Genomic DNA, 24,354 nt, shown 5'->3' on the forward strand with positions numbered 1-24,354 from the left:
GGTTTTCGGGCCGCCCCTTTTATTTCAGCGTTTCTGCATTTGACTTTCGTCCAATTCGGCGTCTCATGATGGTGTCGGCCCGGGAGGCTGACAGCTATGGAGGGACTAATCATATGGACATGAACACGCTTCTTCCGATCATCATACAGGTGATTACTGGCATCATCGGTGGTCAGGCGGTCGGTGCGGCGCTCAAGACGGCGGCGATGGGTCAGCTTCCCAAAATCCTGGGCGGAGCCATTGGCGGCGTCGGTGGTGCGGCGATCCTCGGCAGCCTGCTGGGTGGCGGTGCGGTCGATCCGGCGGCTGCGGCAGCAGCAACGAGCGGTCTCGGCAGCGCGCTGAACCTGCAGAACATCGTCGGCGGCGCCGGCGGCGGCGCGATCCTGACCGCCATTCTCGGCGCGGTCATGGGCGCCATGAAGAAGTAAGCAGGCCGTTTCGGTCTTTTCAAATGGGCGGCTTCGGCCGCCCATTTCCGTTTTGGGGCTACTGACTGTTCGTCTTTCGAGGGTGGACGCCCTTTGTCCGCGCCTCTACATCACCCGTGAACATCGAAAGGACGATCATGGGTCAGCTCAATGCCGGCATCGTGCCGGTCACACCGTTCCAGCAGAATTGCACCATCCTGTTCGACATGGATGACAAGCATGGCGTCGTCGTCGATCCGGGCGGCGATATCGACAAGGTACTGGCGGTGCTGAAGGACAATGCGATCTCAGCCGGAGCTATCTGGATAACGCATGGCCACATCGACCATGCCGGCGGTGCAATGGAGTTGAAGGAGGCGCTCGGCGTCGAGATCATCGGTCCGCATGAGGCCGACAAGTCGCTGCTCGACAATCTGGAAAACCAGGGCAAGCGCTACGGCATCGCCGGAGCGCGCAACTGCGTGCCCGACCGGTTCCTGGCCGAAGGCGAGACCGTGTCGTTCGGCGGCCATGTGTTCGAGGTGCTGCACTGCCCCGGCCATGCGCCCGGTCACGTCGTCTACTACAACCGCGCAGCCAAGTTCGCCCATGTCGGCGACGTGCTGTTCCGCGGCTCGGTCGGCCGCACCGACCTGCCGGGCGGCGACCACACGGCGCTGATCGCTTCGATCAAGGACAAGCTCCTGCCGCTCGGCGACGACATCGGCTTCATCTGTGGCCACGGTGCCGGCGGACGTTTTGGCGAGGAGAGGCGGACCAATCCTTTTTTGACTTGAACCAGGCTCGGAACCGTAGCTGTTTTTCATCAGCCTCAAGCAGACCGTTGACATTGTAGAGACCACAACAAAAAAGCGCTGGCCTTGCGGTCAGCGCTTTTCTGTTTTGGGGCAGGGAAGCCCTTGGTTAGTTGGCAGTGCAGAAATGCTGTTCGCCGTCATTGCCGGTGAACGTGCCGGTACGGGAATTGAAGCTGCGGTAGCGGTCCGAGCAATATTCGTACCAGTCACGCGTCCACGGTTCGGCATAACGATTGGCGTAGACCACCCGCGGCTCCGCATAATAGCGGCGGACCGGGGCCGGGCGCACCACGACGTCACGATCGTAGTAACCGTCATCGTAGTAGCGGTCAGCGTCGGGCGGCGGGCGGTCATTGGCCAATGCGCCACCGATCAGCGCCCCGGCCGCGAGGCCGAGCACGCCGGCGGCAATGGCATCGCCATTGCCATGATGGCCATGATGACGGCGCCAGTCGCGCGCATTGGCGGCGGGCAAGGCCGTGAGCGTGGTGGCGGCCACGGCAGCGGCCAGGACGGCGGTTTTGAAAATTCGGTTCATGTCGGTCTCCTTCGTTCCGGCCCGTGCAGTTTCGGGGATGCGGTCCGGCTTTACCGAAGACTAATATGCGACCGTGGCTGAACGGGGGCTGAACGGATTTTAACGTGTTTATTCAAAACGGACGTCAAAAATCACAGGCTCTCAAGGGAGCGATCTGCCCGGGAGCGCCGGTTCGAAGCCGGCTCAGCCGACCGACAGGTTGACGGCCTTGGGACCCTTGCCGCGCTTATCCGGCTCGGTATCGAACGACACTTTCTGCCCATCCTCGAGGCCGGGAAGACCGGACGCCTGCACAGCTGAAATATGGACGAAAACATCCTTCGCGCCATCATCGGGCGTGATGAAGCCGAAGCCCTTGGCATGATTGAAGAATTTGACGGTGCCGGTCTGCGGCATGGGAAGCTCCTTTGTCCCATAAACTCCAGTCTCGGGCCGGCAAATGCCCGAGTGGAAATTTGTCCTTTATTTTAGCGTCATCGGCAAGAGAAAGTTTTGCGGGCGTCTAAAGCACGTTGCGGCATGCTTCGGGTCTTTGTTTTTATGCAAGTCGTTGCCCAGAACCCGGCCGCTTGGGCGACATCACTGGCCCGCGCCTTCGATAAGGAAAAGGCGCGACGAAGATCGCCGCGCCTTTCAAAATTCAGATCCCTCTCCAGGCCAGGTGCAGGCATGGAGCCTCCGTCGCACGTCTAAGTGACATGCGGCGCGCCGATGGCTCAGGCTGCGCGGAGGTTGACGGCCTTGGGGCCCTTGCCCATGCGGTCCGGCTCGACGTCGAAGGTGACCTTCTGGCCATCAACGAGCGTGCGCAAGCCGGAAGCTTCGATCGCGGAGATATGGACGAACACATCCTTGGCGCCACCATCGGGCGTGATGAAACCGAAGCCTTTGGTCGCGTTGAAGAATTTAACGGTGCCGGTCTGGGCCATTGGGGAAACTCCTTCACCCGTTCAGTCTTTGGTGGTCCCGCCCGCCGCCTGGCGCAAAGGGCAGTTCCCGGTGGTTGCTTCGGCAGTCATGCATTGGCGCATGGTCAAACCCCCCGCCGAAAACGGGGCCGTCAGAGATTCACAGTATCGGGGAAAGGTCGTCCAAAACGTTCCGCTCTCCGGGTCGCAAATGCCCGAACACGGAATTTATCGCACGGAAACGTGATGGTTGCAAGATACCGCCGCGGGCCGCCGTACTGGCGCGTCCCGACGCATCAATCGACTGACCTGAGCATCGATGGGCTCGGCATAGGCTTGCTTGCCGGCCGGGTCATCGGCCAGAACCGGGCCACGAATGGGCCAGATGTCGAGGTGGCCGAGGAGGTCGACGCCGCCTACAGCCCCAGCGCGTTTCCGACTGAAAGGGCTGCAAACGGGGGTTGCATTTGGCAAGGGAATGGCGAGGATCGGCAACCGGGGACGCGATCGTGGGAGATCATCATGAAATATCTGGCGGCAATCTTTTCGCGGCAGGGTTTTGTCATCCTGTTGCTGTCGGCACTTCTTGCCGCCTGCACCGTCGTCGTCGATGACGGACCAGGGCCGCGTCCGCGTCCGCCCCGGCCGGAACCGCAATATTGCAGCAAGCAGTACGAGCCGGTCTGTGCGCGGCGCGGCGGCGATCGCCAGACCTTCGCCAATGCCTGTCTTGCCGACCGGGCCGGCTACCGCATCGTGCGCGACGGTCCGTGCCGCGACGGTGGCGGCGGTGGCGGCGGCGGCGGTGGTGAAGAGCAGACGTTCTGCACCCGCGAATATGCGCCGGTGTGCGCGCGCCGGCATGGCGAGATGCGCACCTTCCCCAATTCCTGCGAAGCCCGTGCCGCGGACTATCGCGTCGTTGGCGACGGGCCGTGCTGAGAACGCTGCGCCTCGTTGAGGACGACAAGCATCAAGCCGTCGGCTCACCTGGCGACAGTCGGCGATGAACACAGTCGGCGATGAACTCGGACGCGGGCATGGGTCTGGCAAACAGCCGGCCCTGGCCGTAGTCGACGTCGCGTGCCGCGAGGTGGTCGGCCAGCGCCTGCGTTTCCCCGCCTTCGGCAACGATCTTCAGCTTTAGTGTCTTGGCCATGTCGATGATATGCGCGGTGACGGAATTGGTGGCGGAATTCGTGCTGATCGTATCGATGAACGATTTGTCGATTAGGAGCGCATCGAGCGGCAGCCCCTCGAGATAGGACAGGCTGGAGTAGCCGGTGCCGAAGTCGTCGATTGCCACTGCGTGGCCAAGTTCGCGGGCACGAACGAGCGTTGAGCGGGCCGAGTTGATATCGATGAACGCGCGCTCCGTGGCCTCGAGCCAGATTTGCTGGGGCCGGATCGCGGTGTGCTGATTTGATCTTTCCGCACCGACGAAAGGACGAGACAGCAAGCGAAGCCTTGAACCTGCGGCGCCGATGGCCTAGATCGCCACAGGCGGATAAAACACGGTAGGTTTCCCATCAACAGAGATCAAAGACGAGCGGCGGGTGCGGGAGCCAGGTCTGGCGCAGGCGGACAGCCGCCGCTGGGCCTCGACCAGTATGTGCAGCAGGCGTTGCAACTGCATCAGGCCGGGCGCCGGCAAGAGGCTGAGACGATCTACCGGCAGGTGCTGGCGCGTCAGCCCAAGCACGCGGCCGCGGCGCATTTCCTGGGACTGCTGCTTCACCAGACCGGGCGCAGCGAAGAAGGGCTGGATCTCATCGAACGGTCGGTGAGCCTGCAGCCGACGAATCCCGATTTCCTCAACAATTTCGGTACGGTGATGCGCGACCTCGGCCGCCCTGCTGCGGCCATCGATTTCTTCCGCGGCGCAGTGGATCTGCGGCCGGACCAACTCGCGGCGCGCGACAATCTCGGCTCATCGCTGAAACAGGTCGGCCAGTTCGAAGAGGCCGAAGAGATTTATCGCGGCACGGTTGCACGCAACCCATTTCATGTGCGCGCCCGCATCGGGCTTGCCGAAACCCTGCAGGAAGCCGGGCGGCTGGATGAGGCGCTGGCTGCCTTCCGCGAAGCGCTGGCGATCCGACCCAAGGATGCCGACCTGCTGCACGGGCTCGGCGTCGGGTTGATGGAAAAGGGCAAGCTCGACGAGGCGGCCGACCTGTTCCGGCAGGCGTTGGCGATCAACCCCGCCATGGCCACAGCCTGGCTGATGCTGACGCAGGTCAAGCGCCAGAAGGAGCGCGACAGCGAGCTTGGGGGCATGGAAGCCCAGCATGCCAAGGCGCCGCAGGACAGCCTGGCGCGCATGCAACTGTCCTTCGGACTCGGCAAGGCGAATGACGATCTCAGGGATTATGGCCGGGCCTTCGACTATTTCGCCGAGGGCAATGCGATCCGCCGCAAAGGCATCGACTACGACCAGGCCAGGACGCGGGCCGAGTTCGAGGCGATGAAGGCCACCTTCGATGCCGGCTTCTTCGAGAAGCACAGGCCCAGCTCAATCAGCGACGACACGCCGATCTTCATTGTCGGCATGCCGCGTTCGGGCACGACGCTGGTCGAGCAGATCATCGCCAGCCATCCGCAGGTCTATGGCGCAGGCGAGCTCAGCATATTGAAGAAGGCGGTCGGCAGGCAGTTCCCGGCGACCATGCCGGGTGGCTTCCCATGGGGCGTATCGGATACGGGCGATTCGGATTTTGCCGAGGCAGGCCAAGCCTATCTCGACATGCTCCATGCCCGCTATCCGAACATGCGCCACGTCACCGACAAAATGCCGGGCAACTTCCTGCTTGTCGGCTTCATCCACATGATGATGCCGAAGGCCAGGATCATCCACTGCGCGCGCGATGCGGCGGCCACCTGCCTGTCGATCTACAAGGTGCATTTCCGCGGCGACAGCCATCGCTATGGCTACGATCTCGGCGAGCTCGCCGACTTCCACAATCTCTACACCGACATCATGAAGCATTGGCACACGGTGCTGCCAGGCGTCGTGCACGATGTACGCTACGAGGATTTTGTCGCCGACCAGGAAGGCCAGACGCGGGCATTGATCGCCCATCTCGGCCTGCCCTGGGACGACGCGGCACTATCGTTCCACGAGACCGACCGACCGGTGCGCACGGCTTCAGCCGCACAGGTGCGCCAGCCGATGTATCAGGGGTCGGTCGATCTATGGAAGCGCTATGGTGACCGGCTGAAGCCGCTTCTGGACAGGCTGGATTAGCGCAACGCTCTCTAGCTGATCGTGGCCTTAGAGATTGGCCTAAGCACCCGCGTCGTCATCCTAAGGCCTTCGCGACGGAGCTTCGCTCCTGCTTCGTCCTAGGATGACGAAGCTGAGGGGCTTCTGCCAATCTGCTACCGGCTGCTCAAAGCTCTATGAATGGCTTGAAGCCACCGAAGATCATGCGCTTCCCGTCGAACGGCATGTCCGCCCAATCGGCCTTCAGGCGCGGATCTGCCATCACTTTGGCCATGACGGCATCGCGGCTCTCCCGCGACTCATAGACGGCCCAGGCGAAGACGACGATCTCGTCGTCCTTGGCCTGCACGGCGCGCGGGAACGAAGTGACCTCGCCATAGGGCACGTCGTCGCCGATGCATTCGACATAGGCGAGCGCGCCGTGTTCCATCCATATAGGGCCTGCGAGGTTGGCCAGCCTCTTGTAGTTATCGAGATTTGCCTTGGGCACGGCAAGCACGAAGCCATCGACATAGGACATTGTGGGTCTCCTCCTGGAAGTTCACAATCCCTCACCGACGCCAGCCGGTGAGGGACTTCGCCATTGGCGATAAATCAGGCTTTCTTGACCGGCGCATTCATCGCCCATTCGACGCCGAACGGGTCGCGCATATTGCCCCACTGGTCACCCCAGAACATGATCTGGAGCGGCACGGCGACTTCGCAGCCGGCATCGACGGCGCGCTTCCACCAGGCTTCGATGTCGTCGCTGCCGAGGTGAAGCTGCATGGTGTAACCTTGCGGCTTGACGGCAGGCATGCCGTTTTCGGGATAGAAGTCGGAGAGCATCAGCGTCGAGCCGTTGATGTGGAGGTGGATGTGCATGGTGCGGCCTTTTTCGTCCGCCGGATAGGCAAAGACCTGCTCGGCACCAAAGGCCTTCTTGTAGAATTCGGCAGCCTTGAAGGCGCCATCCAGCTGCAGATAGGGGGTCAATCCGCCGAGCACTTTGGCCGCGGGCTGAACGGGGGTCTGATCGGTCATCTGTTGTTCCTCTTTGCGTTTGGCCTTGCGAGCCAAAGGACGGATGAGGTGCCGGCGTTCCTACATGGCCGGCAGATTTTTTTGGCCGACCGGCCCTGGACAGTCCACGCAGCCGCAGTTGGACGAGAGGCGTGAAACGAACTTGCGTCGACCGCGCCCAATCAGAGCGCAATTCTCTCGGCTCGCAGGCTAGAACAGATGGATCAGGCGAACGCCTCTTCAAATCCTGGGACGACAATGATCCTCTACTATCAGACCCACTCACCCTTCGCGCGCAAGGCGCTCGTCTTCGCCCACGAGGTTGGCATTGCCGATCGGCTGGAGGTCATTCATCACGAGACCAGTCCGACCTTGCGCAATGCCCGCGTCTACGCCGAAAACCCGCTCGGCAAAGTGCCGGTGCTGTTGCGGCCCGACGCGTCGCCGATCTTCGATTCCGATGTCATCTGCGCCTATCTCGACACGCTGCATGACGGTCGCAAGCTGCTGCCGCAGGACGGCGAGGCGCGCTGGCAGGCATTGCGGTTGCAGGCGGTCGCCCAGGGCCTGGCGCAGACGGGTATAGCCTTGCGCTGGGAGACGGAAAGGAGACCCGAAAAGTTGCGCTATGGTGCTCTCGCCGACGGATACCGGGAAAAGATCGAGGCGAGCTACGACTGGATCGAGAGCACGCTGGACGACGAGGCGCCGCTCCATATCGGCCACATTGCCTTGGCCACCGCGCTGTCCTGGATGGCGTTCCGTCACCTTCCGCCTTTTCGCTCACGGGCACTGCTGACGCGCTGGTTCGAGGCTTTCGAAAAACGCGTATCGATGAAGGCGACGCCGCTTTCGGGCGATACGCATGACTGACTGGCGCCCCGCGAGGTCAGGGGCGGCGGCCGTTTTGCGCATCGAAGACGTCCGGAAACCCGATATCCTTGCGCAGCGAGGCAGGCAGTGAACGCAGGACGCGTTCGCTGCGGTGACGAGCGCGCGCTGCCGCATACCGGGTTGCGATGCGACCGATGGACGAAAGAACCGACATGATAATTCTCCTGGGTTGGGCCGGCATCATCGTGTCGGCATCCCAAGGACGCGGCGGGCTGAGGCTATCCGACAGATCGTCGAGATTTTTTTATCGCTAGCTCCGTAGCCTGCTTGAAGCGGGTTGTTGCTAACGCGATTACTTCAGGCCGCGGTTTGTAGACGTTCGATTGTTTCAAGATCGGCCTTCTTCGCCTCTCCCTCTACGGCGAGGTCGTAGCTCGCCTGCATATTCATCCAGAACTGCGGCGTGGTTCCGAAGAACTTCGCAAGGCGCAAAGCGGTGTCGGGCGTTACCGGTGTCGTCTCGCTGGCCAGGCGCTCGATGCGTGTGCGGGGCACATGCAGCTTTTTGGCCAGCGTGTAAGGCTTCAGATTGAGCGGCACGAGATATTCCTCACGGAGAATTTCTCCGGGATGGATAGGTGGGTTGATGTTCAGCATTTTGAACCCTCTTCAATGATAGTCGGTGATTTCAACATCCTCCGCTTGCCCTTCCACCCACCTAAAGCAGAGGCGGAATTGATCGTTGATGCGGATCGAATGCTGGCCCGCACGGTTACCTTTCAGCGGCTCAAGCCTGTTGCCGGGAGGCGTCTTCAGATTCGACAGTTCGGCGGCGTTGTCGATCATGAACAGCTTCCGCTGGGCTGAGCGGACAAAGGTCCGATGGGAAGCCCTTCGGAGCCTTGCCGTTCGAAACGGCTTCGCTGGTCTTGTCTTTGGAGGAGCTTATCACCTTGCCGACCCGAGTGGCGTACCATGGCATGATACGCTTCGGAAGTCAAGAAGACGTCTCGTAACATGATACGAAACTCCGGCCTGCGCTCGACAGGCCGGAACTTCATCGGCAGTTTTGTTCACCGATTAGCCAGCGCCCTCCGCCACCGAGCGGAAGAAATCCTCTGGGTCTTCGACTTCGGTCAGCCGCCGTTTCTCGATCAGCCAGAAGCGGTTGCCGATGGCGCGGATGAAGGAGCGGTCGTGCGAGGCGAGCACACAGCTTGCCTGATGTGCCAGCAGTTCCGCTTCCAGGGCTTCCTGGCCGTCGATGTCGAGATGGTTGGTCGGCTCGTCCAGCAGATAGAAGTTGGGATTGGCGAGCCTCAGCGCCAGCATCATCAGCCGCGCCTTCTGGCCGCCGGACAGCGCACCGATCTTTTTCTCCTGCATCTCGATGACCACGCCGGCGCCTGCCAGCAGCGAGCGGGCACGCTGCTCGCCGACATCGTAGCGGCGCGAGACCAGCATCAGCGGCGTGTCGTCGCCGCTGATGCCCGACAGCGCCTGGTCGCTGTAGCCTAGCACCGTCGACGGCGTCACCTTCACATTCGGCACCGTGTCCGGTTCGACAATGGCATTGCGGATCAGGGTGACGAAGCGCGACTTGCCGACGCCGTTGCGGCCGAGCAGCACGATGCGGTCGCCCTGGCAGATATGGCGCTTGCCGGTTCGAAACAGCGGGGTGCCGTCGGGTGTTTCCACAGCCGCGTCGTCGAGCGTGATCAGCACCTTGGCGTGGGTGCCGCGATTGGCCAGTTTTATGGCACCCGCCGACTTTTCGCGGTGCGCCGGTGCGGCCGCTTCTTCCAGTTTTTCGGCCCGCAGGTTGAGCTGCTTGGTCTTCACCGTCAAAAGGTCGCTGCCCGAATTGATGCCGATGTTGTTGAGCTTGGCCGCCTGCCGGCGCAATTGCTGCGCCACCTTCATGTCGCGCTGGAACTTGCGCTCGGTCGAAGCATCGACCTCGTCGAGCGCCTGCCTGGCGCGGGAGTAGGGCAGGGCAAACACCGGCGACTGTTCCGGGCGCAGGAATAGGGTCCGGTTGGTGGTGGCGTCGAGGAAGGCGCGGTCGTGGCTGGCGATGACGACGGGCACCTCGCGCGGCAGCGTGTTCAGCCAGGTTTCGAGCTGGCTGATGCGGACAAGGTCGAGATGGTTGGTCGGCTCGTCGAGCAACAGCACGTCCGGATCGGTGACCCAGACGCGTGCGATTAGCGCAAGCCTCTGCCAGCCGCCACTCAGCGCCTGCATTGGCCGCTCGCGCATCGGCTCGGGCACGTCGAGTGAATCCAGAACCACGTCGACACGCCACATCTCGCTTTCGGCCTGCTCGGACGGCAAGGCATCCGCCACCACCTGCCGGAACGTACGGGTGCGAAGGACCGGGGCAACCGACTGTTCGACATGACCGACGCGCAGGCCGCGCGTGCGGGTGATGTCACCGGAGGTCGGCTCCATCCCGCCGGTCAGGCATTTCAGCAAAGTCGACTTGCCGCGGCCATTGGCGGCGACAATGCCGAGCCGGTCGCCGGTGCCGATGGTGAGGTCGAGATTGGCAAACAGCGGCGCACTCATGGTGACGCCGAGGGATTTGAGGCTGATCAGGGCCATTTGATTTCTCTGGTCTTGCCGGAGACTACTCCGGTCCACTTTGACGGTGCGCTTTCCGGCCATCAGGCTCGGCATTACGCACCACGAAGGGCAGACCAAAAAATCGAAGCGGGAAAAACCCGGACCGTCCCTGGTCAGCCCTGCAAGCAAGCTCGCAGGGCAGAAATCGGGCCACGCTGACGATGGTGACGATGAAACGTAAACACGTGAGCCCTCCTTTCGAGACAAGACGTTGAGTATGCGGAGCGATTACACCAAAGGCGGGGCTGGTGGCAAGTGGGTCGGCGGAATGCGGCGGCGGCGGAGCGCTTCCCTTCCCCTTCTGGGAGAAGGGGAAGGCGCTACTTTCCCGGCCTACCCGTCTTACCCGGCCGGCGCTTTTCCCGACGGGCGTCGGCGGGGTCTTCGTAGGAGCCAATGCCTGTTCGCTGGCGAACAACTGGCTTGGCGGATTCGTCCCCCACGAGGGGGGAGATTGGCTGCGGCTTGGCCGGCACTTTTCCTTCGATCGGTTTTTCCGTCCGCCGCACCGTCATCTCGTCCAGCGAGTTCTTCTTGAACAGCGGCTTTGTGGCGTCCCCGGGAATGCCGAAATCGGAACCATGTGCCTCGGATGCCGACTGTTTCTTGAACAGCGAGCGCGACACCGCGCCGGCCGGCGTCGGCATGTCGGTACCTGGACCCATGTCGTCGATCGAGGGTTTCGAAAACAGCGGCTTTTTCACCGGCACAGTGCCATCGGCGCCCATCTCGTCGAGATCAGGCTTGCGGAAGAGGTTGGGCCGGGCAGCCTTGGCTGCCTCTTCGGCGGCACGCGCTGCGTCGAGCTTGCGAAAACGCTCCTGTTCCTCTGCTGTACGATGTTTGGCCACGCCCTTGTTGTGCTTGCCCTTTTCGCGGCCGGAGGCCGGGCTTTCCATGTCGGCGTATTTGGCCAGCGGGTCTTCGGAGATGGACAGTTCCATCTCACGCAGGCGCTTGATTTCGTCGCGGATGCGGGCCGCCTTCTCGAAGTCGAGATTGGCCGCGGCATCGCGCATCTGCTTTTCCATCGCGTCGAGATGGGCCTTGAGGTTGTTGCCCATCATGGCGCCGGCACCGTCGGTGAACTGCGAGATATCGGCGCGGACGTGGTCCTTCTCGTAGACCGAATCGAGAATGTCGGAGATGCGCGACTTGACCGATTCCGGTGTGATGCCGTTGGCCGCGTTCCACTCCATCTGCTTTTCGCGGCGACGGTTGGTTTCGGCCATCGCCCGTTCCATCGAGCCGGTCACCTGGTCGGCATAGAGGATGACCTTGCCGTCGACGTTTCTGGCGGCGCGCCCGATGGTCTGGATCAGCGAGGTTTCCGATCGCAGGAAACCTTCCTTGTCGGCGTCGAGAATGGCGACGAAGCCGCATTCGGGAATGTCGAGGCCTTCGCGCAGAAGATTGATCCCGACCAGCACGTCGAAGGCGCCGAGGCGCAGATCGCGCAGGATCTCGATGCGCTCCAGCGTATCGATGTCGGAGTGCATGTAGCGGACGCGGATGCCCTGCTCATGCAGATACTCGGTCAAATCCTCGGCCATGCGCTTGGTCAGCACGGTGACCAAGGTGCGGTAGCCGGCCTTGGTGGTATCGCGAATCTCGCCGACGACATCGTCGACCTGGCTCTTGGCCGGGCGGACCTCGACCGGCGGATCGATCAGGCCGGTCGGACGGATGACCTGCTCGGCGAAGACGCCGCCGGCCTGTTCCATCTCCCAGGCGCCAGGGGTCGCCGAGACCGCGACCGAAAGCGGACGCATGGCATCCCACTCCTCGAAGCGCAGCGGCCGGTTGTCCATGCAGGACGGCAGACGGAAGCCGTATTCGGCCAGCGTCGCCTTGCGGCGAAAGTCGCCGCGATACATGCCGCCGATCTGCGGCACGGTGACATGGCTTTCGTCGATGAAGACCAGTGCGTTGTCGGGGATGTACTCAAACAGCGTCGGCGGCGGATCGCCCGGCTGGCGGCCGGTGAGATAGCGCGAATAGTTCTCGATGCCGGCGCACGAGCCGGTGGCTTCCAGCATTTCGAGGTCGAAGCGGCAGCGCTGTTCCAGCCGCTGTGCCTCAAGCAGGCGGCCGGCGCGTTCGAGTTCGACCAGCCGGTGCTTGAGCTCTTCCTTGATCGACTTGATCGCCTGGTTCAGCGTCGGGCGCGGCGTCACATAGTGCGAATTGGCGTAGATCTTGACGCTTTTCAGCTCGCCGGTCTTCTGGCCGGTCAGCGGGTCGAATTCGGTGATCTGCTCGATCTCGTCGCCGAACATCGAGATGCGCCAGGCGCGGTCTTCCAGGTGGGCCGGGAAGATTTCGATGGTGTCGCCGCGCACGCGGAACGAGCCGCGGACAAAGTTGATGTCCTGCCGCTTGTACTGCTGGGCGACGAGATCGGCGAGCAGCGCGCGCTGGTCGAGCCGGTCGCCGATCTGCATCTGGAAGGTCATCGCCGTATAGGTTTCGACCGAGCCGATACCGTAGATGCAGGACACCGAGGCGACGATGATGACGTCGTCGCGCTCAAGCAGCGAACGCGTCGCCGAGTGGCGCATGCGGTCGATCTGCTCGTTGATCGAGGATTCCTTCTCGATGAAAGTGTCGGTGCGCGGGACGTAGGCTTCCGGCTGGTAATAATCGTAGTAGGAGACGAAATACTCAACGGCGTTTTCCGGGAAGAATTTCTTGAACTCGGAATAGAGCTGCGCGGCAAGCGTCTTGTTCGGCGCCAGGATCAAGGCAGGGCGCTGCGTCTCCTCGATCACCTTGGCCATGGTGAAGGTTTTTCCTGAGCCGGTGACGCCGAGCAGCACCTGGGTGCGGTCGTGGTTATCGACGCCTTCGACCAGATCCTTGATCGCGGTCGGCTGGTCGCCGGCCGGCTCGAACTCCGACACCATCTTGATGGCGATGCCGCCTTCGGATTTTTCGGGGCGGGCAGGGCGGTGCGGCGTCCACAGCACGCCGTCCTTGTGCAGCGGATTGCCGGATTCGATCAGCGCCGACAGTGCCGCCACCGTCGCGGTGACGCTGCCCGAGGCCATGGTCTCGGCGTCCTCCAGCGAGATGTCGAGGCCGGCGACCGGATTGAGGCCGGCTGCCGTGCGCTCCCTGGCTGACGCCGCGCCACCCATCGAGGTGCCGCGCGAACTGCGCCCCGGCGAGCTTGAGCGCTCGGGTATCTTCTTCGACGGCTTCGGCGATTTGCCGCCGTCACCCTTGGCGACAAGACGTCCTTCGTTTTCGGCTTCCTGCTCGATCTGCTCGGCCCAATCCGCGATCGAACCGGTCAGCGGCGTGCCAGAGAGCTCCGGCTGCGGCATCTCGGCGAAGCCGCCTTTGTGCAGCGGCTCGGAGGCGTCGAGGAAATCGGTCAGCGGGCTGCGCCGCTTCGGCGCGGCGCGGTCGTCATTCGCCGTCGGCGGCGTTTTCTGATCGGGAGATTTGGCCATGTCCCGAATATGGGATTTCCTGGCCAAAATGGAAAGAGCGCGGTGGGGAGAGGCGTGCCGGACAGCGCTGCTCCTGACAGCAGGCTGTCAGGAGCAGCGGGAAGGCGCCCGAAAGCTCTTGTCGTTACACGCCCCTGGCGGCTGATGCGACCTGCGTCGCCGACCCGTTCAGGCGCGGCACCACGACGAGGCGTTTGATTTTGCCCTTCTTGAAAGCGGCGAGGAAGCGCGCATAGTCCTTGAAGGCGACGCAGCCGCTCGACTGGGCGTAGCGGCCCCGGAGCAGGTAGGTATGGGCCAGCAGGCCGTTGCGATTGTATTTGTTGCGGCCATCGACCGGTGTCAGGCGCAAGGCCTCCACTCCGTGGAAGCGCGACTCGCGCATCGACAGATTGTAGGTGTTGGGCGGCGTCGGTCCGCGATTCTTCTGGTCGGCATAACGCGGCTGGTCCGCCATGGCGCCGATGCCTGAATGCGCCTCGAGCCTCGAGCCGTCAGGCATGTAGACGGTCGCGCTGCTGATGTCGTACACGGCGACGCCATTGCCGGCTCCGCTCCTGGCGGCTGGCGAGTTGAAGAGGTTCCTGAACGCCTTGCCAAGGCCGCCCGACGGGGTGTCGGGCTTGGCATAGGCCAGCACATCGCCGCCATCGGCCGGCCGGCCTTGCCGCGTCGGTTTTGCCGGCTGGGCCTGCTGGACCGTCTCGCGTGCCGGCTTCGGCTGCTGAACGGATTTCGGCTGCTGGACGGACTTAGGCTCCTGCTGGACCACTTTGGGCTGCGGCGCGTCGAATTGCGGACGCCGGGTCGGCAACGGCACGTCGTCGGTCAGAGCGTCCGGCAGCGCGGCGGCATCGCCGGGTTGATCCTGCTGGGTTTCGACGGGTGAAACCACGACATCGGCTGACGATTCCTCGATCGGCAGCGGTGAGGCGAACGCCTCGTCGTCGGCCGGCAGGGACTGCACCAGAGCAAGCGCCAACTGCGAATTGTCTGGCGTACCGGATTGGGCAAAACCCATCGGCGGCGGTGCGGTCTGCACGACCACCGAGTCGGTATCCAGCCGGGCGAAACGTTCGGCCGCCGGAACTGGCATGTTATCGGACAGGCTGGCTGTGACCTGGACGGAGGGCACCAACGACGCCTCGGCAATTCGCGGTGCGACGGTGGAGATCACCGGGCGGGTGTTGGCACTGGCGGCAGGCTTTCCGGCGTCGGCAAAGGCAGCGGCCAGCTTCATCGGCGAAAGCGACGCTTCCATGCGTTCGAAGCGCTCCTGCGCCTTCGACTTCACGGCGGCGGGCATCGGCTTTGCCTGCGCTACAAGGCGTTCGGATTTTTCCGCCCGCGCGCTTACCCTGGCCAGCTTGAAACAGCTGGCGCCGCACTGCACCGAATGATCATGCAGGGCCTGAGTGCCGCCATTGGCGTTGGCCAGCACGAAGGGTGCTTTCAAAAAGTGCTGTTTCAGCGGATCGGCAAGTGCGAGCGATCCCGGTGTCGACAGTGTCTGGGGCAGGCCAACCGAAGTTGCCGATAGAGAGGCGCCGACGGAACTGAGGCCAGCCATGGTGCCGATCAACCAAAGGCCGATGGCGGTGCTGACGCAAGGCAGCGCGACCCAGCGGGCCACCCGGCCAGCGTTGAAGGAAGGGGAACGTGGAGCATCGACGAACTCGCCGCCCTCACGCTGTCCCCGGTTTTTTTTGTGTGTACTCAACAACGCCATGCAACCAATCTCGCTTCAATCGGTTTCCCCGTACGTGGCCTTGAGAGCCGCGACGACCATTCTGTGAGTGATCCCAGGTGGTCCCCGACGCGTTTGCCGCGTCTGTAGTTGGTTGCCGATTGCTTCAAAATATGGACAAAGTTGGTTAATCAATTCCTCTCAAAACCAACGACGAGATGTGGATTTTGGCCAAATCAGCCTTCGTCCACGGCCAGGAAAGTGGTGTTGTCGCCCTTCCGACCTGGTTTTGCTGCCTGTTTTTGGCGGCCGAGTCAAGCAAAACAGCCACTGCTAATTTTTACGCAGCGCCTCCGCGCGGTGTATGCAGCGAACCGACTGCCGGCAGACCTGCCTACAAAAGGCGCGCGTGTTTCCGGTAAAACTGTTGCCTGCCATGCTAGATTTCTCGCGGGAAGGCGGCCTCAAACGGCCCACCCTCAGTTGAACCAAAGCGCAAACGTCAAAAACCCGTCGCCGCCGAACTGGCGCTGGATCTGGTCGAAATCGTCGCTGGTCGCGAGCTCGCCGCTTTCGAGGTAGGGCGCGATGGCCGGGCCGGTGATCGACAGCACGAGATCGAAGTTTTTTGGCTCGTCGAAGAAGCGCTTCATGTTGATGCCAAGCCCAGTACTGGCGGTGACGCGGAAATGCGGCAGCAGCCTGCGGCCTTCCAGGAGATCCTCGGCCATGGTCAAGGCGGCGAGCCAGGCCTGGACCTGCTCCTCGCCGACTTCGAGGCCGGTGAGCGGGTTCTCGCCCTTCTGCTGCGGTCCAGGCAGCCATTCGCGGTCATTGTCGGTCTCGGCGCGGATCGCCTTCCAGTCCTCGCGCGACAGCCGGATCATTTCCAGCAGGTGGCGGCGCGCCGCTTGCCGGCGCTCCGGTTCGATCACCGGCCAGTTGACGAGATGCACCATCGAGATGAAATCGGCGATGCGCCATTCCGAGGAGAAGATGCTCGAGCCCATATCGCCGGCCGGCGGCACCAGAATATCCTGCAGCGGCAATTTGGCGCGCGGGAACAGCATGTGAAACGAGCCGTCGAAGGTGCTCCTGAAATCATGCGCCAGCCAGAAATCGGCCTGCGCCATCAGGAACTCGGCATAGCCCTGCAGCCAGTAGCCGTCGGCGCGGTCGAAGCGGAAGGTGAGCGTGGGGGCGGCGGCGTCCGACGAGATACCGCCGCGCGAGAGTGAGGCGATGATCGCCGCCATGCTCTCGTCCGGCGCGATGGTGCCGTCCTCGTTGAGGTCGATGCCGGCATGGGTGAGATCGATGACCATGCCGATATCGGCATTGGGCGGCACCGAGGCAAACGTGGCTGCGGATTTCTCCAGCCGGTCACGGAAGCCGACCAGGATGGCGCGGAACTGCTCGTAAGTGAGCGGCTCGGGATTGGGATTGTCGGGCACTGGCAACCGCATCAGCGGCAGCATGAAGGATTGCGGGCTTTCGAAACCATGACGGTGCAGGCCGGTGGCCAGGATCTCCAGTGCGGTAAAGAACTCGCCCGCCCCGGCCGCATAGGCGGATGCCGGGTCTTTTGGCGCGGCAGCCTCCAGCGTCGAGAGAGCGGTGTCGCGCGCGGCCACGGTCTTCGCCTCAAACAATGTGGTTGCCGCTTCTGGCATTGCCGCCGACGCGGAAGACAGCGGCAGGAGCAGAATGAAAGCGGATGTCAGCAGGCCTGCCAGTCGTGTCATCTTTTCCCCCCAATGTTTGTCGCGCAGTGCAAACATACACCATTTGCAGCGTCGCGCTTCAACCCGCCCCGCGGACGGTCTACACAGGGCAAACAATTGGGCATCGCGTGTCGAATTATCCGTTTTCCTACAAGCTGTCCTGGCTGCCGCGTTTCCTGAAGCCGTCACTGGCCGGCGACGCTCAAGACTTTGCGCCGATGGCCGGGACGCTGATGGATCCACCGCCGAAGCAAGCGGTGCGGCTTGCCTTTGTCGGCGACATCTCGGCGGTGGCCAACCGCAGCGCGCCGGATTGCGATCCGGCGATCAAGGCGCTGCTCGGCGCTGCCGATCTGGTGATCGGCAATTGCGAAAGCCCTGTTGTGGACAGGCCAAGCGCGGTGCTGGGCACAAGGCTCGGCACGCATCATGCGATGAGCGAGCCGTTCCTGGCCGAGGCGCTGACGGCGGTTGGTGTTGCGCGCGAAAAACTCGTGCTGTCGCTGGCCAACAACCATGTGCTGGATCAGGGCATCGCCGGTTTCGACGAGACAATCGCGGCGTTGCTGCGGCTCGGCATCCGCACGATCGGCCTGGCCGACGGTCCGGTTGTGCCGATTCAGGTTGGATCGCTTGATATCGGCTTCGCCGCCTTCACGCTGTGGCGGAACGCCGATGAAAAACTGTTTGCCGGGCGCGTTTCGATGGACAGCGATCCGGCGAGCTGGCCACCCGCTGGCTTGGACCTTCTCTGCGCCGTGCCGCATTGGGACTGGGAGTTCCGACATTTTCCGCGCGACGGGACGCGAGCGCTGGCCAGGCGGCTGGCCGGGCAGGGCGCCGGGCTGATCGCGGGCCATCATGCCCATGTCGTGCAGCCGGTGGAAAAGATTGACGGGACGATCGTCGCCTATGGGCTCGGCGATTTCCTCGGTACCGCCTTTGCCCGGCAGCCATGGCCGGGCCGCATCGGCTCTATCCTCGTTGTCGATGTCAGTGCCGATGCCGGTACGCGCGGCAGGATCGCGTCTTACCGGATGCATCCCTTCATGCGCCTGCGCGCTGGCGACCACGAGCGGCTGGTGTTGATGGAGGCTTTGGAGGGCCGAATGCGTGACAGGGTCGCGGAGCGACTGAAAGCGGTCTTCCCTTCTCCACCAACCGATGAAGGCGTTCCCGCTTAACCATCTGGCGGCCCTTGCAAAACCAACTATCATGCTCCCGCAGAGGCAGGATTGCGGGGGTAGCGGTGGAATCAGCGGATTTCATGCCGAGCGAAACGGTCATCGCCGGCATCCGAAAAGACATCGAGGCCTATGAAGCGGCGAGGGCTTCGGCGGTCCGGCAGGTGCGCTGGCGGGTGCCGGTGTTCGTGGGGCTGGTGCTGGTGGCCGTGGTGCTGGTCGCCTGGCTGTTCAACAAGGTCGCCGACCCCAACGAGCAATGGGTCTCGACGCCGCATGTATTTCTCTATGTGATCGGCTTCGCGGCTTCGATCCTGCTCTATTTCCAGGCCAGGAAACCGGCGACGCGGCTGCAGCAATCGTTCCGCGAGACGCTGCTGCCGATCATATTCGGCTTCATCGCCGACATGCGCTACCAGCATGGCGTGACGCCGAATTCCTTCGACCGGTTGCCGCGCACGGCGGTTGGTCCGTTCAACCGGCAGGCGTTCGACGACATCGTGGCGGGCCGCTATGAGGGGTTTCCGTTCGAACTGTACGAGGCGCATCTGCGGGAAGGGTCGGGCAAGGGCTCCTCGACCGCCTTCCAGGGCGTCATCGTCGCTTTCGAGACCATCGCGCCGTTTCCCGGCATATTGGTGGCGACGCGGCGGACCAACGCGGTGATCAGCTTCTTTCGCGGCATATTTGCCAGCAAGCTGCAAGAGCTGTCCAGCGGCGATGCTTTGCTCGATGCCGCCTACGAGTTCCGCACCGACAATCTCGGGGCGGCACAGCCATTGGTGAGCGGCCGGCTGGCGCAGGCGCTGAAATGGCTTGGCGAAACCTGGCCGGACGACCCAGCCCGCGTCGCGCTCAACGGCAGCGATGGTTTCCTACTGTTGCCGCAGACGAAGAACTTCTTCGAGCTGCCGGATATTTCGGTGCCGCTCGACTACAGCAGGCATGTCGCGCCGATGATATCGGACATGGGCGCGATGCTGGCGACGGCGGCACTTGTGCGCAAGATCGGCGCGAAGGACGAAGCGGGTTGATCGGGCTGCGCTTTCAGCACTCGAAGCCGTATTTGTCACGCATGTAGTCCGCCTCTTCTTTCGACATTTTGTTGAACATGACGCACACGGTGAAGCTGCCGACCTGACGTCCGCCGCGTGTGTATCCCCAGTCGGAAATATCGTCCCTGGTGAATTCTATGTTCTGGCCGAGGACGACGTTGTGCACTTCCTCCGGCTGGTTTGCCAACATGCCGACAAATCCGGTTTCGGTGCGGCGGAACGGTATGACCCAGAAGTGTTCGGTGACGTTGCCGTCCCGTACCTTGACCTTCAATTTGAACCTCTCTGTGTCGGCGGGAGGCGCCTCGGACAGTGCCAGGAAGTCGTCCAGGCTGGCGAGCGCCTGCGCGGTGGCCGCTGCCATCTCTGGGTCGCCGGGAGTGAAGATAATTGTTTTGTCGTCGCCCGGATCCGTGGCTTGTGCGCCGGCCAATCCTGGAGCAAGCGCCAGCATCAGGGACATCGCAGTCCAGACTGCAAGCTTCATGGAAGGCCCCCCTTCATGTCAACGGTCGACACCATCCCGCATTCGACGTCGGTTTGCAACCGTAGCGCGAGTTTGATCAGCGTTGGCGTGGCGGTTTTTGAACTGATCCGCGAAACAAAATGTGTATCGACGATCGGTCAGCGCTCTGTTTCGTGATGCCGCCCGAGATGGATTGCGGCGGCTGCGTGGTGATCGAAAGCCGCCCGTCACAATCGGCCAAGTGACTCTTTTCGCGGACAGAAGTGCGTTCATTGGGGGAGCCGAAGCGGCCTGAAATGATCTAGGTCGCAGATAATGTGTCGGAATTAAGCCTATGATATTGTTTGCGAAAATTCACCCAATGTGATTTGCGGAGGGTGCGCTTTCCGTCCAGTTTCAGGCCGTCCGGTGCTGTCGTTTCCCAAGGCGGCGGTCCGGAAAAGTGAAACAGCACGGAGTGCTTACCAATGAAGAAGACCCTCGCAACCACCGCTGCTCTGCTCGCCTTCCTCGGCACCGCTTATGCCGCGACCGTTCAGGGCACCATTCAGGCCGTCGATCCGACGACCAAGTCGATCACCCTCGACGACGGCAAGATCTACCAGCTGTCGCCCGAAGCGACGATCGGGAAACTGAAGGTCGGCGCCAAGGTGGCGGTGACCGTCGATGACAAGACCGGCATCGTGACGTCGATCAAGAAGGCCTCGTAAGGCGAGGGCATCGTGCGTCGGCAGACCTGCTGACGCAATTTCAGACCCTGTTCCATTCTGGCCGGTCCTCCGGGGACCGGCCATTTTCGTGCCCTTCACCCTCGACGCCAGGCAAACCGCCGTCCCGGCGGCGCCGCTATGGTTTTTGCCAAAGAGCCGCGCTATCCCTTGGCCACCGGGGGATAGTCATGGCCGACGAGCAAAAAGGGTTTCGCCTGTCGCGGCGATTGCTGCTGGGTGCGGCTGTCGTCGGCGGCGCGGTGCTGTGGGGCGGCAACACGGTGGCGCGGCTGGCACGCGGACCTTCGGGGCCGAAGAACGCAGGACGGATAGCCGATATAGACGGCTTCGCGCTGCCTCTGAAGCCGCTGGACAATGCGCCGGCCTTCGATGCGTCACTGCCCTGGTCGGCAAAGGGTGGTGACATCAACGATGCCAGCGGCCTGTCGATGACGCCGGTCTACGGCGTGGTCGAGGTCAGCGGGGACGAGCACATCGCCAAGGCCCTGGCCTTCGCGCGTGCCAATGGGCTGAAAATATCGCTGGCCGCCATCCGCCATTCCATGGGCGGGCATGCCTTCGACGACAACGCGCTGGTGCTCGACCTCAGAAAGTTCAACAGGGTCACCGTCGATGCGGCGGCCAAGACCATGACCCTGCAGCCGGGCGCGCGCTGGCATGACATCCAGAACCTTCTGCATCCGCACTTCGCGGTGAAGGCGATGCAGTCGACCGACATCTTCTCGGTCGGCGGTTCGCTGTCGGCCAATGCGCATGGCATGGACCACCAGGCGGGTTCGGTGGCGGGCTCGATCCGCTCGATGCGGGTGATGCTGGCCGACGGTTCGGTGACGACCTGCTCGCCGACCGAGAACACCGATCTGTTCCGCCACGTCGTCGGCGGTTACGGCCTGTTCGGCGTGGTGCTGGAGGCGACGCTCGACATCGTCGACAACGCCGTCTACCGCACCTCGCGCGAAATCATCAAATCGGACGATTTTCCGGAATTCTTCGCCAAGGTGCTGGAGCCGAACAAGGATATCGGCCTGTTCTACGGCCATCTGTCGACGGCGCCCGGCAATTTCCTCGAGGACATGATCGTCTACCGTTACGACAAGGTGGCCGAGCGGCCGCCGGCCGATCAGCCCGAGATCGGCGAACCGGGATCGGTCGGGTTGAAGCGGGTGATCATCAACCTGGCGAAATGGGGCAGCCTGTTCCAGGAATTGAAGTGGTTCACCGAAAAGACACTGGAGCCGAAATTCGAAAGCTGCACGGTGGCGCGCACCTCGGCCATGGCCGAGGGCGAGGCCTGTCTCGTCACCCGCAACAACCCGATGCACGATTCGGTGCCCTATCTGTTCAACGATCAGATGGAAGAGACCGACATCCTGCACGAATATTTTATTCCGCGTGCCGCCTATGTCGAATTCATCGCGGAAGCGCGCGAGATCCTGCGCAAGCAGACGCTGCCGGTGCTCAATGCTTCGGTGCGCATCGTCCACAGGGAGGATGTGGCGCTGACCTACGCGCCGGAGCCGGCCTATTCGCTGGTGCTCTACGTCAACCAGCCGACCGATGCCGACGGCAATGCCAGGATGCGGGCGCTGACGCGGGCGCTGATCGACGTGACGATCAAGCATGGCGGGCGCTTCTTCCTGCCTTACCAGCTGCATTATACGGCCAGGGAATTGCTGGCCTCCTATCCCGAACTGCCGGCCTTCCTGGCGGCGAAGCGGCAGTATGACCCAACGGAACTGTTTTCCTCGACCTTCTACCGTGCCATCAAGGCGCTGAGCGGGGTGTCGTAAGAAGCAGGAGAACAGCCATGCGGATGGTATCGGCGGCGGCACTCACCCTCATCGCGCTGTGCGCCGGACCGGCCGGAGGCGAGGATCTCAAGGCCTTCAAGCTGACCATCGACGGCGTGACGGTCGATATCGATCCCGGCGAGAGCGCCGATGTGACGCTGCCCGGCGGCAAGCAGAGCAAGGTGACGCTCGCGCGCAACGACTTCGCTACCTTTTCCGGCAGCGATTTTTCCTTCGTCCACCCCAGCGGCATTTCGGTGACCAAGACCGATCTCGGCGATGACATCACGCAGTATCTGATGGCCTCGGCGCTGGGCACGATCGTCGTCGTGCAGGAGTATGGCGCCATGAATCCGGTGTCGCTCAACCAATTGATGCTGCAGGAGATGACCAGGCAATCGGTGCAGGCCGGCGCCAAGCTGACGCAGGGGCCGACCACGCGCAAACTCGCCGACGGCAAGGAATTGACCGGGATCCGGGCCGAGGTGAAGACACGCACCGACACCGCCGATTTCGAGATCGTCGGCTTCGGCCTGGCCGATCGGGGGCTGCTGTTCATCACCCGCATTGCCGGCGAGGATGCAGCGACCGAAAAGCCGCTTGTCGACAAGTTCTGGCAGAGCCTGAAAGTCAGGTTCAGGCCGGACTAGGATCGTGTCTCAGTTTGGATTTCGGCTGGGGTTTTGCGTAACGGCGGCTCAAGTTATTCTGAAGACCCCGGGTTGGAGATCCTGCAGCATGGCGAAGCTCATTTTCAGAATGAACCAGTCACTCGACGGCTATGTCGACCACCAGAAAATGCCGTCGGGCCCGACGATCTTTCGTCACTGGATAGAGCAAGTGCGCAATTTGAGCGGCAGTGTGTACGGTCGCGGCATGTACGAGGTCATGCGCTATTGGGACGAAGACAGTCCTGAGTGGAGCGCGGAGGCGCATGAATTCGCGGCGGCGTGGCGGAGCCAACCGAAGTGGGTTGTGTCGCGCTCTCTGAAGTCGGCCGGCCCTAACGCAACACTTGTCGCGGATGACGTCGAGGCGGTGATACGCGGGCTTAAGGCTAAGCTCGTCGGGGAGATTTCAGTTTCTGGACCAGGCCTGGCACGAAGCCTGACCGACCTTGGTCTTGTAGATGCGTACCAACTCTACCTCCATCCGTTCGTGCTTGGTCATGGCAAGCCATTCTTCGCCGGCCCCCGGCCGCCGCTTCGCTTTGTGGCCAGCGATTTGATTGGCGACGACGTGATCAGGTTGACCTATGTGCCTGCCTGATCACGCGGTCGTCGAACCGAGACGCCAGCGGGCCTACAGCCCCTTCGGCACCAGTCCGGCCAGCCAGTTCACAGAGCGCTTCGCGGCGTCGGCGGTTGCCGAGGCGGCGCGGCCGAGATCGGTCTTGACCACGGCGTAGCCGTTCTTGGTGCGATAGAGCACACCGGTTCCGCCATCGACCACCTGTTCATAGGCAACGGGCCGGGCGGCGTCGGCTGCCATGGCGGTCGTCGGCGAACCGACCGAGACGCTCGGCCGGTGGCTGAGTTCCGGCGGCAGCGGGCTTTCGGTTCTGACGACGCGGCTGGCGGGCTTCAATTCCGGGCGCGATGCGGTCGCGGCCAGCTGCGAAGAGGACGACGAACCCTTCGTGCGGCAAATGCCGGAGACGAGCGGATAGTTGAAATTGCGCTCGTGCAGCATCTGGCTCTTCATCGCCGCTTCGCACTCGGCGACGGTCGACCATTTGGCCGGCGTCTCGCCGATATATTCGCAAAGCTTGGCGTCGCAGTCGCAGCCGACAATGGTCATGGCGACAAGGGCGGTCTTGATCACGGTCTTGTCCCTTCGAGATGCCCCCCGGCAGCCCTTCCATTTCTTCCCATTCCTTCGCGCGCGAACAAGGC

At 62.7% G+C, this 24,354-nt stretch carries 24 protein-coding genes and 2 pseudogenes; 11 read left to right on the forward strand and 15 right to left on the reverse strand.

Annotation, left to right across the window (positions count from 1 at the left end; translation table 11 throughout):
• The first annotated feature begins 113 nt into the window (after positions 1-113).
• Positions 114-431, forward strand: coding sequence for a hypothetical protein (locus tag EOC83_RS07925; protein WP_013530017.1), 318 nt, complete (start codon positions 114-116; stop codon positions 429-431).
• Positions 432-568: 137 nt separating this feature from the next.
• Positions 569-1,207, forward strand: a complete 639-nt coding sequence (locus EOC83_RS07930; RefSeq protein WP_063168837.1) for an MBL fold metallo-hydrolase — start codon at positions 569-571, stop codon at positions 1,205-1,207.
• A 127-nt stretch (positions 1,208-1,334) separates the two neighbouring features.
• On the opposite strand, the gene EOC83_RS07935 is transcribed toward EOC83_RS07930, so the two are convergent.
• The 3 genes from EOC83_RS07935 to EOC83_RS07945 form a co-directional block, all read right to left on the reverse strand.
• Positions 1,335-1,766 (reverse strand): BA14K family protein, encoded by a 432-nt coding sequence (locus EOC83_RS07935; RefSeq protein ID WP_013530019.1) that lies wholly within the window; start codon positions 1,764-1,766, stop codon positions 1,335-1,337.
• A 183-nt stretch (positions 1,767-1,949) separates the two neighbouring features.
• Positions 1,950-2,162 (reverse strand): cold-shock protein, encoded by a 213-nt coding sequence (locus EOC83_RS07940; protein WP_013530020.1) that lies wholly within the window; start codon positions 2,160-2,162, stop codon positions 1,950-1,952.
• 320 nt (positions 2,163-2,482) lie between these two features.
• Positions 2,483-2,695: a cold-shock protein gene (locus EOC83_RS07945; RefSeq protein ID WP_006202520.1), complete on the reverse strand. Its 213-nt coding sequence runs from the start codon at positions 2,693-2,695 to the stop codon at positions 2,483-2,485.
• 501 nt (positions 2,696-3,196) lie between these two features.
• Between EOC83_RS07945 and EOC83_RS07950 the strand changes: the two genes are divergently transcribed.
• Positions 3,197-3,616 (forward strand): Kazal-type serine protease inhibitor domain-containing protein, encoded by a 420-nt coding sequence (locus tag EOC83_RS07950; protein WP_013530021.1) that lies wholly within the window; start codon positions 3,197-3,199, stop codon positions 3,614-3,616.
• A 31-nt stretch (positions 3,617-3,647) separates the two neighbouring features.
• Here the strand turns inward: EOC83_RS07950 and EOC83_RS07955 are convergent.
• A pseudogene (locus EOC83_RS07955) lies at positions 3,648-4,103 on the reverse strand (EAL domain-containing protein); the annotation flags it as partial.
• 195 nt (positions 4,104-4,298) lie between these two features.
• Between EOC83_RS07955 and EOC83_RS07960 the strand changes: the two are divergent.
• Positions 4,299-5,921 (forward strand): sulfotransferase, encoded by a 1,623-nt coding sequence (locus EOC83_RS07960; protein ID WP_244514230.1) that lies wholly within the window; start codon positions 4,299-4,301, stop codon positions 5,919-5,921.
• A gap of 145 nt (positions 5,922-6,066) precedes the next feature.
• Here EOC83_RS07960 and EOC83_RS07965 read toward each other — a convergent pair whose 3' ends face one another.
• Positions 6,067-6,420, reverse strand: a complete 354-nt coding sequence (locus EOC83_RS07965) for a DUF1428 family protein (RefSeq protein WP_063168835.1) — start codon at positions 6,418-6,420, stop codon at positions 6,067-6,069.
• A 74-nt stretch (positions 6,421-6,494) separates the two neighbouring features.
• Positions 6,495-6,923, reverse strand: a complete 429-nt coding sequence (locus tag EOC83_RS07970) for a glyoxalase/bleomycin resistance/extradiol dioxygenase family protein (RefSeq protein ID WP_013530024.1) — start codon at positions 6,921-6,923, stop codon at positions 6,495-6,497.
• A 237-nt stretch (positions 6,924-7,160) separates the two neighbouring features.
• On the opposite strand from EOC83_RS07970, the gene EOC83_RS07975 reads away from it, so the two are divergent.
• On the forward strand, positions 7,161-7,775 hold the full coding sequence (locus EOC83_RS07975) for a glutathione S-transferase (protein WP_063168834.1): 615 nt from the start codon (positions 7,161-7,163) through the stop codon (positions 7,773-7,775).
• Positions 7,776-7,791: 16 nt separating this feature from the next.
• Here EOC83_RS07975 and EOC83_RS07980 read toward each other — a convergent pair whose 3' ends face one another.
• The 7 genes and pseudogenes from EOC83_RS07980 to EOC83_RS08010 all read right to left on the reverse strand — a co-directional run bounded on the left by EOC83_RS07980 (position 7,792) and on the right by EOC83_RS08010 (position 17,254).
• A complete protein-coding gene (locus tag EOC83_RS07980; RefSeq protein WP_013530026.1) occupies positions 7,792-7,950 on the reverse strand; it encodes a hypothetical protein in 159 nt (52 codons plus the stop codon).
• Between the two features lie 143 nt (positions 7,951-8,093).
• Positions 8,094-8,393: a HigA family addiction module antitoxin gene (locus tag EOC83_RS07985; RefSeq protein ID WP_027039367.1), complete on the reverse strand. Its 300-nt coding sequence runs from the start codon at positions 8,391-8,393 to the stop codon at positions 8,094-8,096.
• A gap of 12 nt (positions 8,394-8,405) precedes the next feature.
• Positions 8,406-8,688: pseudogene (locus EOC83_RS07990) on the reverse strand (type II toxin-antitoxin system RelE/ParE family toxin).
• Between the two features lie 128 nt (positions 8,689-8,816).
• A complete protein-coding gene (locus EOC83_RS07995) occupies positions 8,817-10,343 on the reverse strand; it encodes an ABC-F family ATP-binding cassette domain-containing protein (RefSeq protein WP_063168833.1) in 1,527 nt (508 codons plus the stop codon).
• Between the two features lie 341 nt (positions 10,344-10,684).
• Positions 10,685-13,822, reverse strand: coding sequence for an excinuclease ABC subunit UvrB (gene uvrB, locus EOC83_RS08000; RefSeq protein ID WP_063168832.1), 3,138 nt, complete (start codon positions 13,820-13,822; stop codon positions 10,685-10,687).
• A gap of 124 nt (positions 13,823-13,946) precedes the next feature.
• Positions 13,947-15,551 carry a DUF2778 domain-containing protein gene (locus tag EOC83_RS08005; RefSeq protein WP_063168831.1) on the reverse strand — a complete coding sequence of 535 codons (1,605 nt, stop codon included), beginning with the start codon at positions 15,549-15,551 and terminating at the stop codon, positions 13,947-13,949.
• Positions 15,552-15,988: 437 nt separating this feature from the next.
• Positions 15,989-17,254 carry a hypothetical protein gene (locus EOC83_RS08010; protein WP_063170319.1) on the reverse strand — a complete coding sequence of 422 codons (1,266 nt, stop codon included), beginning with the start codon at positions 17,252-17,254 and terminating at the stop codon, positions 15,989-15,991.
• A 107-nt stretch (positions 17,255-17,361) separates the two neighbouring features.
• Here EOC83_RS08010 and EOC83_RS08015 point away from each other — a divergent pair, with 107 nt between their 5' ends.
• A complete protein-coding gene (locus EOC83_RS08015) occupies positions 17,362-18,417 on the forward strand; it encodes a CapA family protein (protein ID WP_063168830.1) in 1,056 nt (351 codons plus the stop codon).
• 83 nt (positions 18,418-18,500) lie between these two features.
• Positions 18,501-19,451: a DUF3137 domain-containing protein gene (locus tag EOC83_RS08020; RefSeq protein WP_164747158.1), complete on the forward strand. Its 951-nt coding sequence runs from the start codon at positions 18,501-18,503 to the stop codon at positions 19,449-19,451.
• A gap of 13 nt (positions 19,452-19,464) precedes the next feature.
• On the opposite strand, the gene EOC83_RS08025 is transcribed toward EOC83_RS08020, so the two are convergent.
• Positions 19,465-19,959, reverse strand: coding sequence for a DUF2314 domain-containing protein (locus EOC83_RS08025; protein WP_063168829.1), 495 nt, complete (start codon positions 19,957-19,959; stop codon positions 19,465-19,467).
• Between the two features lie 446 nt (positions 19,960-20,405).
• Here EOC83_RS08025 and EOC83_RS08030 point away from each other — a divergent pair, with 446 nt between their 5' ends.
• The 4 genes from EOC83_RS08030 to EOC83_RS08045 all read left to right on the forward strand — a co-directional run bounded on the left by EOC83_RS08030 (position 20,406) and on the right by EOC83_RS08045 (position 23,728).
• Positions 20,406-20,648 (forward strand): DUF1344 domain-containing protein, encoded by a 243-nt coding sequence (locus tag EOC83_RS08030; RefSeq protein ID WP_013530037.1) that lies wholly within the window; start codon positions 20,406-20,408, stop codon positions 20,646-20,648.
• A 188-nt stretch (positions 20,649-20,836) separates the two neighbouring features.
• Entirely contained in the window at positions 20,837-22,459 is a 1,623-nt protein-coding gene (locus EOC83_RS08035) for an FAD-binding oxidoreductase (RefSeq protein ID WP_063168828.1), read from the forward strand.
• Between the two features lie 17 nt (positions 22,460-22,476).
• Positions 22,477-23,109, forward strand: a complete 633-nt coding sequence (locus tag EOC83_RS08040) for a hypothetical protein (protein WP_063168827.1) — start codon at positions 22,477-22,479, stop codon at positions 23,107-23,109.
• A gap of 88 nt (positions 23,110-23,197) precedes the next feature.
• Positions 23,198-23,728 (forward strand): dihydrofolate reductase family protein, encoded by a 531-nt coding sequence (locus tag EOC83_RS08045; RefSeq protein WP_027162137.1) that lies wholly within the window; start codon positions 23,198-23,200, stop codon positions 23,726-23,728.
• 33 nt (positions 23,729-23,761) lie between these two features.
• On the opposite strand, the gene EOC83_RS08050 is transcribed toward EOC83_RS08045, so the two are convergent.
• Positions 23,762-24,283 (reverse strand): hypothetical protein, encoded by a 522-nt coding sequence (locus EOC83_RS08050; RefSeq protein WP_127325928.1) that lies wholly within the window; start codon positions 24,281-24,283, stop codon positions 23,762-23,764.
• Positions 24,284-24,354 lie beyond the last annotated feature (71 nt).

It is taken from the genome of Mesorhizobium sp. Primo-A, from assembly GCF_003997175.1.
Lineage (GTDB): Bacteria > Pseudomonadota > Alphaproteobacteria > Rhizobiales > Rhizobiaceae > Mesorhizobium > Mesorhizobium ciceri.

What these genes read in the sequence shown, in the direction of transcription:
- EOC83_RS07925 (WP_013530017.1), top strand. Translation starts at nt 114, where the DNA reads ATGGACATGAACACGCTTCTTCCGATCATCATACAGGTGATTACTGGC.
- EOC83_RS07930 (WP_063168837.1), top strand. Translation starts at nt 569, where the DNA reads ATGGGTCAGCTCAATGCCGGCATCGTGCCGGTCACACCGTTCCAGCAG.
- EOC83_RS07935 (WP_013530019.1), bottom strand. Translation starts at nt 1,766, where the DNA reads ATGAACCGAATTTTCAAAACCGCCGTCCTGGCCGCTGCCGTGGCCGCC.
- EOC83_RS07940 (WP_013530020.1), bottom strand. Translation starts at nt 2,162, where the DNA reads ATGCCGCAGACCGGCACCGTCAAATTCTTCAATCATGCCAAGGGCTTC.
- EOC83_RS07945 (WP_006202520.1), bottom strand. Translation starts at nt 2,695, where the DNA reads ATGGCCCAGACCGGCACCGTTAAATTCTTCAACGCGACCAAAGGCTTC.
- EOC83_RS07950 (WP_013530021.1), top strand. Translation starts at nt 3,197, where the DNA reads ATGAAATATCTGGCGGCAATCTTTTCGCGGCAGGGTTTTGTCATCCTG.
- EOC83_RS07965 (WP_063168835.1), bottom strand. Translation starts at nt 6,420, where the DNA reads ATGTCCTATGTCGATGGCTTCGTGCTTGCCGTGCCCAAGGCAAATCTC.
- EOC83_RS07970 (WP_013530024.1), bottom strand. Translation starts at nt 6,923, where the DNA reads ATGACCGATCAGACCCCCGTTCAGCCCGCGGCCAAAGTGCTCGGCGGA.
- EOC83_RS07975 (WP_063168834.1), top strand. Translation starts at nt 7,161, where the DNA reads ATGATCCTCTACTATCAGACCCACTCACCCTTCGCGCGCAAGGCGCTC.
- EOC83_RS07980 (WP_013530026.1), bottom strand. Translation starts at nt 7,950, where the DNA reads ATGTCGGTTCTTTCGTCCATCGGTCGCATCGCAACCCGGTATGCGGCA.
- EOC83_RS07985 (WP_027039367.1), bottom strand. Translation starts at nt 8,393, where the DNA reads ATGCTGAACATCAACCCACCTATCCATCCCGGAGAAATTCTCCGTGAG.
- EOC83_RS07995 (WP_063168833.1), bottom strand. Translation starts at nt 10,343, where the DNA reads ATGGCCCTGATCAGCCTCAAATCCCTCGGCGTCACCATGAGTGCGCCG.
- uvrB (WP_063168832.1), bottom strand. Translation starts at nt 13,822, where the DNA reads ATGGCCAAATCTCCCGATCAGAAAACGCCGCCGACGGCGAATGACGAC.
- EOC83_RS08005 (WP_063168831.1), bottom strand. Translation starts at nt 15,551, where the DNA reads ATGGCGTTGTTGAGTACACACAAAAAAAACCGGGGACAGCGTGAGGGC.
- EOC83_RS08010 (WP_063170319.1), bottom strand. Translation starts at nt 17,254, where the DNA reads ATGACACGACTGGCAGGCCTGCTGACATCCGCTTTCATTCTGCTCCTG.
- EOC83_RS08020 (WP_164747158.1), top strand. Translation starts at nt 18,501, where the DNA reads ATGCCGAGCGAAACGGTCATCGCCGGCATCCGAAAAGACATCGAGGCC.
- EOC83_RS08025 (WP_063168829.1), bottom strand. Translation starts at nt 19,959, where the DNA reads ATGAAGCTTGCAGTCTGGACTGCGATGTCCCTGATGCTGGCGCTTGCT.
- EOC83_RS08030 (WP_013530037.1), top strand. Translation starts at nt 20,406, where the DNA reads ATGAAGAAGACCCTCGCAACCACCGCTGCTCTGCTCGCCTTCCTCGGC.
- EOC83_RS08035 (WP_063168828.1), top strand. Translation starts at nt 20,837, where the DNA reads ATGGCCGACGAGCAAAAAGGGTTTCGCCTGTCGCGGCGATTGCTGCTG.
- EOC83_RS08040 (WP_063168827.1), top strand. Translation starts at nt 22,477, where the DNA reads ATGCGGATGGTATCGGCGGCGGCACTCACCCTCATCGCGCTGTGCGCC.
- EOC83_RS08045 (WP_027162137.1), top strand. Translation starts at nt 23,198, where the DNA reads ATGGCGAAGCTCATTTTCAGAATGAACCAGTCACTCGACGGCTATGTC.